The 9,333-nt window shown below is 70.6% G+C and carries 9 protein-coding genes; 1 reads left to right on the forward strand and 8 read right to left on the reverse strand.

Features of this window, described 5'->3' with window-relative positions:
- Position 1 precedes the first annotated feature (1 nt).
- Positions 2 to 1,090 (reverse strand): hemolysin family protein, encoded by a 1,089-nt coding sequence (locus TVH25_RS19280; protein WP_296549283.1) that lies wholly within the window; start codon positions 1,088 to 1,090, stop codon positions 2 to 4.
- Complete coding sequence (locus TVH25_RS19285) at positions 1,087 to 2,499, reverse strand: hemolysin family protein (RefSeq protein ID WP_422425232.1); 1,413 nt, start codon at positions 2,497 to 2,499, stop codon at positions 1,087 to 1,089. Before TVH25_RS19285 ends, TVH25_RS19280 begins: the two co-directional genes overlap by 4 nt.
- A gap of 351 nt (positions 2,500 to 2,850) precedes the next feature.
- Here TVH25_RS19285 and TVH25_RS19290 point away from each other — a divergent pair, with 351 nt between their 5' ends.
- The gene (locus TVH25_RS19290) at positions 2,851 to 3,477 is read left to right on the forward strand and encodes a class I SAM-dependent methyltransferase (protein ID WP_169653163.1); all 627 of its coding nucleotides are present in this window, start codon (positions 2,851 to 2,853) and stop codon (positions 3,475 to 3,477) included.
- Here TVH25_RS19290 and TVH25_RS19295 read toward each other — a convergent pair.
- The 6 genes from TVH25_RS19295 to TVH25_RS19320 form a co-directional block, all read right to left on the reverse strand.
- The gene (locus TVH25_RS19295; RefSeq protein WP_422425233.1) at positions 3,431 to 4,345 is read right to left on the reverse strand and encodes a DMT family transporter; all 915 of its coding nucleotides are present in this window, start codon (positions 4,343 to 4,345) and stop codon (positions 3,431 to 3,433) included. The two genes, TVH25_RS19290 and TVH25_RS19295, sit on opposite strands and share 47 nt — an antisense overlap.
- A 7-nt stretch (positions 4,346 to 4,352) precedes the next feature.
- Positions 4,353 to 5,804, reverse strand: a complete 1,452-nt coding sequence (gndA, locus tag TVH25_RS19300) for an NADP-dependent phosphogluconate dehydrogenase (RefSeq protein ID WP_169622331.1) — start codon at positions 5,802 to 5,804, stop codon at positions 4,353 to 4,355.
- Positions 5,805 to 5,851: 47 nt separating this feature from the next.
- Positions 5,852 to 6,802: a M48 family metalloprotease gene (locus TVH25_RS19305; RefSeq protein WP_422425234.1), complete on the reverse strand. Its 951-nt coding sequence runs from the start codon at positions 6,800 to 6,802 to the stop codon at positions 5,852 to 5,854.
- A 13-nt stretch (positions 6,803 to 6,815) separates the two neighbouring features.
- Positions 6,816 to 7,235, reverse strand: coding sequence for a BlaI/MecI/CopY family transcriptional regulator (locus TVH25_RS19310; protein ID WP_422425235.1), 420 nt, complete (start codon positions 7,233 to 7,235; stop codon positions 6,816 to 6,818).
- Positions 7,236 to 7,305: 70 nt separating this feature from the next.
- On the reverse strand, positions 7,306 to 8,211 hold the full coding sequence (locus TVH25_RS19315; RefSeq protein WP_422425236.1) for an ABC transporter ATP-binding protein: 906 nt from the start codon (positions 8,209 to 8,211) through the stop codon (positions 7,306 to 7,308).
- Complete coding sequence (locus TVH25_RS19320) at positions 8,208 to 9,272, reverse strand: FecCD family ABC transporter permease (RefSeq protein WP_422425237.1); 1,065 nt, start codon at positions 9,270 to 9,272, stop codon at positions 8,208 to 8,210. The genes TVH25_RS19315 and TVH25_RS19320 overlap by 4 nt, the downstream gene beginning before the upstream one ends.
- Positions 9,273 to 9,333: the final 61 nt, after the last annotated feature.

Here is a 9,333-nt window from a genome sequence, read left to right on the forward strand (position 1 = left end):
GTCATGGGGCGCGGCGCTCCGGGGGTTCTGCGACGCGGTGGGTGGCGTCGCGGACGGTACCGACGAACTCCTCGACGAGATCTTCGAGCGCCACGATCCCGATCACGGTGCCGCCGGCATCGACGACGCCGCCGAGATGCGAACTGGTGCGGCGCAGCACCGACAGCGCCTCGTCGAGCGCGACACCCGGGCGGATCGACGGCAGCGGCCGGATGGTGTCGGCGGCGATGACGGCGTCGGGACCGGCGTTCGGATCTCCGACGAGGTCGAGGACATCCTTGATGTGCACGTAACCGTTGATCGTGCCGGTCGGTGCCTGGGCGGGGTAGCGGGAGAACCCGGTCGCGATGACCGCCTGCTCGATCGCACCGAGCGTGGTGGTGCCGCTCGCCGTGACCGGCACGGTCCGCACGGCCGCGAGGGGGATCATGACGTCGGCGACGGTGCGGTTGCTGGTGCTCAGCGCCCGGGTGAGGCGGCGGTGCTGTTCTTCGTCGAGCAGACCCTCGGAACGGGACTCACCGATCATCTCCGACAGTTCGAGGGCGGTGACGGTGACCTCGAGTTCGTCCTTGGGTTCGACACGCATCAGCCGCAGCACCCCGTTGGCGCACACGTTGTAGAACGCGATGAGCAACCGGGCCGGTCGCATGAACATCAGATGGGCGGGGACGAGCAGCATCGCGGTGCGTTCCGGACCGGCAATGGCGATGTTCTTGGGGACCATCTCGCCGAGCAGAATGTGCAGCACGACCACCAGGCTCAGGGCCAGGGTGAAGGCGATGGGATGCAGCCACGCCTCGGAGATCCCGACGAGGTGCAAGGGCCGTTCGATCAGGTGCGCGAGCGCGGGTTCGCCGACCCGGCCGAGCAGGATCGAGCAGATGGTGATGCCGAGTTGGGACCCGGCGAGCATCAGCGAGAGGTGCTCGCCGGCGTCGACGACGGTCTGGGCGCGTTTCCGGCCCTGGGCGACGAGCGTTTCGAGGCGGTCCCGCCGGGCGCTGATGAGTGAGAACTCCGCGCCGACGAAGAACGCGTTGCCGGCGAGCAGTACGACGGTGAGGGCGACGGCGATCCAGTCGTTCATCGGGCGTCACCGTCCGGTGTCTCCGAGGAGCCCGTGTCACCGAGGTGCCCGGATTCGGGGTCACCGGATTCGGGGTCGTCGTCCGGTTCGCCGGGGACGAGGAGAACCCGGTCGATCCGGTGACCGTCCATCTCGAGGATCTGCGCGTACCAGGGCCGGTGTTCCTCCCCGGGGCGGGCCGGCAGGACGATCTCGTCCCCGACGTCCGGGATGCGGCCCAGTTCGGTGAGGAACAGGCCCGCCAGAGTTTCGTAGTCTCCCTCGGGGGCCTGGTAGCCGGTCAGCTGGGCGAGTTCGTCGGTGCGGAGCAGACCCGCGCACGACCAGCCGATGCCCTGCGGGTGCGCGTCGAGTTCCGGTTCGTCGTGCTCGTCGCGGACATCGCCGACGATTTCTTCGATGAGATCCTCCATGGTGACCAGGCCGGCGGTGCCGCCGTATTCGTCGACGACCAGCGCGACCTGCATGCCGTCGGCGCGGACCCGTTCCATCACGGCGTCCCCGTCGAGACTGGAGGGCACGTTCGGAACCCGGCGGGCCAGGGTGTGGACCGGCGTGGTGGCCCGTGCGGCGGCCGGGACGGTGAACGCGTGTTTGACGTGGACGACACCGAGGGTGTCGTCGAGGTCGCCGTCGACCACCGGGAACCGGGAGTAGCCGGTGCGGTCGGAGCGGTCGATCAGGTCGAGGACGGTGTCGTTGCGGTCCAGCGACTCGATGGTCACGCGCGGAGTCATCAGATCGGCGGCGGTGCGCTCACCGAACTGCAGGGACCGGTCGACGAGTTGGGCGGTGCTCTCGTCCAGGACGCCGCTGACGGCGGACGCGCGGACCAACGAGCCCAGTTCCTGCGGCGACCGCGCCGAGCGCAGTTCGTCGGCGGGTTCGATGCCCAGGCGCCGGACGATGTAGTTGGCGCTGCCGTTGAGCCCGTTGATGGCCCACTTGAACACGAGGGAGAACCCGGCTTGCAGGCCTGCGGTGGCGCGGGCGGTCGCCAGGGGCCGCGCGATGGCGAGGTTCTTGGGGACGAGTTCGCCGAAGATCATCGAGAACGAGGTCGCCAGGATCAGCGCGACGATCAGCGACACGGTGCCGGACGCGGACTCGCTCAGCCCGACCGCGGTGAGCAGCGGGTTGAGGAAGCGCGCGAGGACAGGTTCGGCGAGGTAGCCGGTGATGAGGGTGGTGATGGTGATGCCGAGCTGTGCCCCGGAGAGCTGGAACGACAGGGTGCGGTGTGCGTGCTGCACCTGCCGGGCGCGCAGGTCGCCGTCTCGCGCTTCGGCGTCGACGGTGCTGCGTTCGAGGGCGGTGAGGGAGAATTCGGCCGCGACGAAGAGCGCGGTTCCGGCGGTCAAGGCGACGAAGCCGACCAGGCTGAGGACGGACAGGATCACGGAAGTCACATCCGCTCCCGTGGGCGCTGAGTATCGCCGGGGTGGTCACCCGGCTCGGTAGGGGAGCCCTCCGGACCGGCGGAGTCGGGCTCCGCAGTGGCTTCGGGTACTGACCTGCGGGAAGAGGGTGCCGCGGGCACCTGGTTCCTTTCGTCTGGTCCGGGACGGGGAGAGGAAGCGGCCGCCCGGACATCGTGTGAAAGTCCTCATTCTACTGAGAGGGATGCGGTGTTGTCGCCGCGGCGCCGAAGCGCACCCGGTCGGCGGTGGGTGCGACGGTTCGCCGGCCGTCGGCCTACGGTGTGGGCGGGACCGCGGAACGGATCCGTGCTCGCGCCCTCGGACGAAGGAGTATCGACCATGACTGCAGGAACCCCTGGCGGACGTATCCCGAGCCGGTGGGAGGAGATCACGGCGGCAGATCCGTCGCATTCGACCTGGTACGTGGAGCGGTTCCGGGAGTTGGCGGCACAGGGCCAGGACACCGCCGGTGAGGCCAGGCTGGTCGACGCCATGGTCGAGCGCGGGGCGCGGGTACTCGACGCGGGCTGCGGGCCGGGCCGGCTGGGCGGATATCTGCATCGCGCCGGACACCAGGTCGTCGGCGTGGACGTCGATCCGGTGCTCATCGCCGCGGCGGAGGAGGACCATCCCGGTCCGCGCTGGCTGGTCGGGGATCTCGCGGAACTGGATCTGCCGGCGCGGGGGGTGACGGGCGCGTTCGACGTGATCGTCTGTGCGGGCAACGTGATGACGTTCGTGGCGCCGCCGACACGGGATGCGGTCCTGGCGGGATTCGTCCGGCACCTCGCCGACCGCGGGCGTGTCGTGGTGGGATTCGGTGCCGGTCGGGACTACGAGTTCGCGGAATTCTTCGCCGATGCGGAACGGGCCGGACTGACGGTCGACCTGCGACTGTCGACGTGGGATCTGCGTCCCTTCACCGAGGATTCGGACTTTCTGGTGGCGGTGTTGTCGCGGGCGTAGCGACCTCGGGGGTGGGAGCCTCCGCCCGGGACAGCGCGATGGTGGTGACGAACATGACGAGCACCGCCGCGGCGACGAGGACCACGCCGGCGCCGCCGACCTGCAGGTGTTCACCGAGCACGACGACACCGAGGAACATCGCACCGAGCGGTTCGCCGACGGTGAGGGCGGGGAGAGACGCGGACAGCGGCCCCACCTGAAATGCTCGTTGTTGCAGGTAGTAGCCGCCGACACCGGCGACGACGAGCATCCAGACCTGCCAGGAGGTCAGTACCGCGACAGGCCCGTCCTCGAACAGGTCGGTGACGTGTTTGGTGAGGGCGGCCACGACCCCGTACAGCAGACCGCCGGCGGTACCGAGCAGGGTCGCGCGGACGCCGGGGGTCAGTCGCGTGGTGTGGGCCGGGGCGGCGCCGAGCGCCGCGGCGGCCGCCGTGACGGCGAGGACTGCGCCGAGGGGCAGCGCCCAGCGGGTGGCGGCCGCGTCGGTGGTCCCGGCGGCGGGGTTGCCGACGATCAGGAAGATCGCCAGCGCCGCGCAGAGCGCTGCGGCGAGCAGCCAGGTGCTGCGGGTGAGGCGGTAGCCGCCGAAATAGGCGGCGAGGGGCAGCGCGAACAGCAGCGAGCTCACCATCAGCGGCTGCACGACGAGCACCGAGCCGAGGGCGAGCGCCGCGATCTGGAATCCGTAGCCGGCGGTGTCGCCGACCGCGCCGGCCCACCAGCGAGGGTTGCGCAGCAGTGAGCTGACCAGGTTGCCGGTTTCGGGGACGGCGGCGGCGGATCGTTGCTGCGCGACCCCGGCGATCGCGGTCAGCACCGCGGCGGCGAGTGCGCACGCCACGGATGCTGCCGCGAGGCCGTTCACGGCGAGGTCAGGCGCTGACTTCGCTGTGGTCGCCGCTCCACAGGGTATGGAACTTGCCCGGCTTGTCGATCCGCTCGTAGGTGTGCGCTCCGAAGTAGTCGCGCTGACCCTGGGTCAGGGCGGCGGGGAGCCGTTCGGCGCGCAGCCCGTCGTAGTACGACAGCGACGACGCGAACGCGGGAATCGGGATGCCCAGCGTGGTGGCGGTGACCACCACCCGGCGCCAACTGTCGATGCCCGCTTCGATGGCGTCACGGAAGTAGGGGGCGAGGATCAGGCTGGGCAGGTCGGGGTCCGCGTCGTACGCCTCTTTGATGCGGTTGAGGAACTGCGCCCGGATGATGCAGCCGCCGCGCCAGATGGTGGCGAGGGCGGCGCGGTCGACGTTCCAGCCGTACTCGGCGCTGCCCGCCGCGATCTGGTCGAACCCCTGGGCGTAGGCGACGATCTTCGACGCGTACAGGGCGGCGCGGATGTCCTCGGTGAACTGGGCGGCGTCGGTGGGGGCGGCGCCGAGCGTGCCGCCGGTGAGTCCACGGGCGGCGGCGCGCTGGTCGCGGGAGCCGGACAGGGCGCGCGCGAAGACCGCTTCGGCGATGCCGGTGACGGGCACACCGAGGTCGAGGGCGGATTTGACGGTCCAGCGGCCGGTGCCCTTCTGTTCGGCGGCGTCGACGATCACGTCGACGAGGGGCTTGCCGGTCGCGGCGTCGGTCTGGCGGAGCACCTCCGCGGTGATCTCGATGAGGTACGACTCGAGGGTGCCGGTGTTCCACTCGGAGAACACGTCGGCGATCGCTGCGGCGTCGTGGCCGAGCGCGTCGCGCAACAGCTGGTAGGCCTCGCCGATGAGCTGCATGTCGGCGTATTCGATGCCGTTGTGCACCATCTTCACGAAGTGGCCGGCGCCGTCGGGGCCGATGTGGGTGCAGCACGGGATGCCGTCGACGTGGGCGGCGACGGTCTCGAGGAGCGGGCCGACGGCGCTGTAGGACTCGGCGGGCCCGCCGGGCATGATCGAGGGGCCGTTGAGTGCGCCTTCTTCGCCGCCGGAGATACCGGCGCCGATGAAGTGCAGGCCACGCTCGCGCAGCGCTGCTTCGCGGCGGATGGTGTCGGTGTAGAGGGCGTTACCACCGTCGATGATGATGTCGCCCGGCTCCATCGCCCCGGCCAGTTCTTCGATCACCGCGTCGGTGGCGTCGCCGGCCTTGACCATGATGAGGACGCGGCGGGGTTTCTCGAGTGCGGCGACGAATTCTTCGATGGTTTCGGTGCGCACGAACGTGCCGTCGGAGCCGTGCTCGGCGAGCAGCGCGTCGGTCTTGCCGATGCTGCGGTTGTGCAGGGCGACGGTGTATCCGTGGCGGGCGAAGTTACGGGCGATGTTCGACCCCATGACGGCCAGGCCGGTCACGCCGATCTGGGCTTGGGGTGTCGCGGTGTGTTCGACGGTCATGGGTACAGCTTCCCCCGAAACGGGGTGGGATCGAAATCGGCGCGGGGTCAGTGCGCGAGCAGGCGGCTCAGCTCGGTGAGCCACGGTACGGCGACGGCGACGGTGGGCACCACGAGGATCGCGGCGGCGGCGATGTAGGCGCCGGCCGAGATACGCAGGTCGGGTCCCGGATCGGCGAGGCGCCGCACCCGGAGCACGGTGCTCGGCCCCCCGGCGGCCAGGGCGCCTTTCGGGGTGGAGGTGCCGGCGCACGCGACCAGTGCCCGGGCGAGGGGGGTCGGCCCGGTCACGCGGACCGCGGAGTCGTCGGCGAGCATCTCCACGAGCGTCTGCACCGAGCCGAGAGCGGAACGGGACCGCACCCAGCGGGGGAACGCTTCGTACACGGCGGTGAACGCCTCGAGGACGAGGTCGTGGCGGGCCCGCAGGTGCGAGTGCTCGTGGCAGAGGATCGCGCGGAGTTCGGCGTCGCTGAGGTTGTCGAGCGTGCCGGCGCTGAGCACCACGCGGTGGCGCAGGCCGGGAAGGCAGTATGCGATGGGGTCGGCGGAGTCGAGGATCCGGACGTGCGGGTGGCGTCGGACGACCTCGCGGGTGTCGCGGTTGTCGAGAAGGTCGACGAGCATCCGGTGCCGGGACCGGCGACGGCGGGTACGGACCGCGACGCGCAGCATGGAGTAGATCAGGCGCGCACCGATGAGCAGGGTCAGGGCGAGCACCACGACGTAGGTGAGCCAGAGCGGCAGACCGAGCGCTTCGATTTCGCGGAGCGGCTCGGTGGTGGGCCGGCCGTCGGCCCCGGGGACGAGGAGCCGGCTGGCGATGGCGAGCCCGCTGCTGAACGCGGACAGGACCGCGGCCAGCGCGATCGCCTGCCAGAGCACGAGCGCCGCACGCGGGTTGCGGTGCGGCCAGGTGGCGCGGGCGAGGAGCCCGGGCACCGGTCCCGCGAGAAGCAGCGCGAGTATCCCGAAGAACAGCGCTGTGGGGGCGTTCATGGCATCGAGTGTGTCAGCTCGCGCGCCCGGAGCCGTGTTCGCCCAGCGTGGCGGTGGTGCCCGACTGCTGTGCTTCGAGTTCGGCGAGTGCGGCGCGCAGTGCTTCGGCTTCGTCGGCGCCGACGCGGCCGACGCAGTGGGCGAGGGCGGCGGCGCGGCCGGCGGTTTCGTCGGCTTGATCGAGGGCGTCCACCATGAGGTTGGCGACGAGTTCGTCGCGGCCGTGGACGGGCATGTAGCGGTGGGCGCGGTCGTCGCGCTGCTGGACCACCAGGTTTTTCTTCGCGAGCCGTTGCAGCACCGTCATGACGGTGGTGTACGCCAGGTTGCGGCGGGTGGACAGGGCTTCGTGGACCTGCCGGACCGTCTGGGGTTCGGTGGAGGACCACAGGTGGTCCATCACTGCTCGCTCGAGTTCGCCTAGTGCTGCCATGGTCCGATTCTACGGATTTCTCCGACGTTTGTGCGTACTACCCCGGGTCGTAGCCTCGGCGGGGTCGTGATCAGGGAGTTTCGGCAATTCCGGGCGTGTGCGCCGGGGCCACGGGACCCCCGACTGCGCCGTAGACGTGCCGGGTGCCGATCGGGATGATCAGCGGCCGGCCGGACACCGGATCCTCGATCACCGACGCGTCGAGGTCGAACACCTCGGCGAGCAGTTCGGCGGAGATCACCTCCGAGGGCGGACCGGAGCGCACGATGCGGCCGTCCTTCATCACCACGAGGTGGTCGCTGTAGCGGACGGCGAGGTTGAGGTCGTGCAGGACCATCACGACGGTGCGGCCGAGTTCGCTGTGCAACCGGTCGACGAGGTCGAGCACTTCCACCGAGTGCGCGAGGTCGAGGTAGGTGGTGGGTTCGTCGAGCAGCAGGATGTCGGTGCCTTGCGCGAGTGCCATGGAGATCCAGGCGCGTTGGCGCTGGCCGCCGGACAGTTCGTCGACCGGCCGGTCGGCGAGGTCGGCGATGCCGGTGCGGTCGAGCGCGGCGGCGACTTCGCCCTCGTCGTCGGACGACCATTGGCGCAGCCACGACTGGTGGGGGTGCCGGCCGCGGGCGACGAGGTCGGCGACGGTCAGTCCTTCGGGGGCGAGGGGCGCTTGCGGCAGCATCCCGAGGACGCGGGCGACGTCGCGGGTGCGCATCGTGGTGATGTTGCGGCCGTCGAGCAGGATCTGCCCGGTGCGGGGTTTGAGCAGTCGGCTCAGCGACCGCAGCAGGGTCGATTTGCCGCAGCCGTTGGGTCCGATGATGGTGGTGATGACGCCGGTGGGGATCTCCAGGTCGAGGTCGTCGATGATCAGCCGATCCCCGTAGCCGAGCCCGATGTGTTCGGCGACCAGACGGGTCGCCGGGGCAGCCTCGGTGTGTTCGGTGTCCGAGGCGGCGGGGGTGTGGGTGTCGGTCACGCGGAGACCTTCCGGTTGGAGCGCACGAGCAAGTACAGCAGGAACGGGCCGCCGAGCGCGGAGGTGACGAGACCGACGGGCAGTGGCACGGGCAGGATCGTACGGGCGATGAGGTCGGCGCCGACGACGAGCAGCGCCCCGGTCAGTGCGGACGCGATGATCGGCGGCCCCGCGGACTTGACCAGACGGACTGCGATCTGGGGGGCGGCGAGCGCGACGAACCCGACGGGTCCGGCCGCGGCGGTGGCGACCGCGGCGAGGGTGCAGGCGGTGATCAGCAGCAGGGCCTGCTGCGTTTGCAGCGGCACCCCGAGGGAGCGCGCCGTGTCGTCGCCGAGGCGCAGCGCGCCGACGGTGAACGACGAGACGGTGGCCCACGCGCCGAGGACGAGCAGAACCAGGGCGGCCGGGGCCACCTGGTTCCAGGAGACGCCGTTGAGTGATCCGGTGAGCCAGACCTGGGCGCGGGAGACGTCGTTGATGTCGGCGGAGACCAGCATCCAGTTGGTGAGGGCGAGCAGCATCGCGTTGATGCCGATGCCGATGAGGACGAGCCGGAACCCTTCGACGCCGTTGCGCCAGGCGAGCAGGTAGATGACCGCGGCGGTGAGCAGGGCACCGGCGAGGGCCGCCAGCGGCAACCCGAGGGTGGCGAGGATGCCGACGACGGATCCGCCGCCGGTGAGGACGATCAGGGCGACCGCGGCGGCGCTCGCACCGGCGGTGATGCCGAGGATGTCGGGGCTGGCGAGGGCGTTGCGGGACAGCGACTGCGTGATCGCGCCGGCCACGGCGAGGGCGGCGCCGACGACGATCGCGCCGACCGCCCGGGGCAGTCGCAGGTCGAAGACGACGAATCGCTCGAGGCGGGAGCCGCCGCCGAAGAGCACCTCGATGACCTGGGGAACCGACATCGGGTAGTCGCCACGTCCGAGCGACACACAGGTGAGCAGGAAGGTGGCGACAGCGATCAGGGCGCACACCAGCACCATGCGGCCGCGCCAGACCACCGAGAACGGTCCGATGCGGAACGCGTGCCGGCCGGGCACGGCGGTGGAGATCCGGTGAGGACGATCTGGGCGACCGCGGCGGCGCTCGCACCGGCGGTGATGCCGAGGATGT

Source organism: Rhodococcus sp. 7Tela_A2, assembly GCF_049311045.1.
Classification (GTDB): Bacteria; Actinomycetota; Actinomycetes; order Mycobacteriales; family Mycobacteriaceae; genus Rhodococcus.

Bases quoted from the DNA above. Each gene is read 5' to 3' on its own strand.
- TVH25_RS19280 (WP_296549283.1), bottom strand. From the start codon at position 1,090: ATGAACGACTGGATCGCCGTCGCCCTCACCGTCGTACTGCTCGCCGGC.
- TVH25_RS19290 (WP_169653163.1), top strand. From the start codon at position 2,851: ATGACTGCAGGAACCCCTGGCGGACGTATCCCGAGCCGGTGGGAGGAG.
- gndA (WP_169622331.1), bottom strand. From the start codon at position 5,804: ATGACCGTCGAACACACCGCGACACCCCAAGCCCAGATCGGCGTGACC.
- TVH25_RS19305 (WP_422425234.1), bottom strand. From the start codon at position 6,802: ATGAACGCCCCCACAGCGCTGTTCTTCGGGATACTCGCGCTGCTTCTC.
- TVH25_RS19310 (WP_422425235.1), bottom strand. From the start codon at position 7,235: ATGGCAGCACTAGGCGAACTCGAGCGAGCAGTGATGGACCACCTGTGG.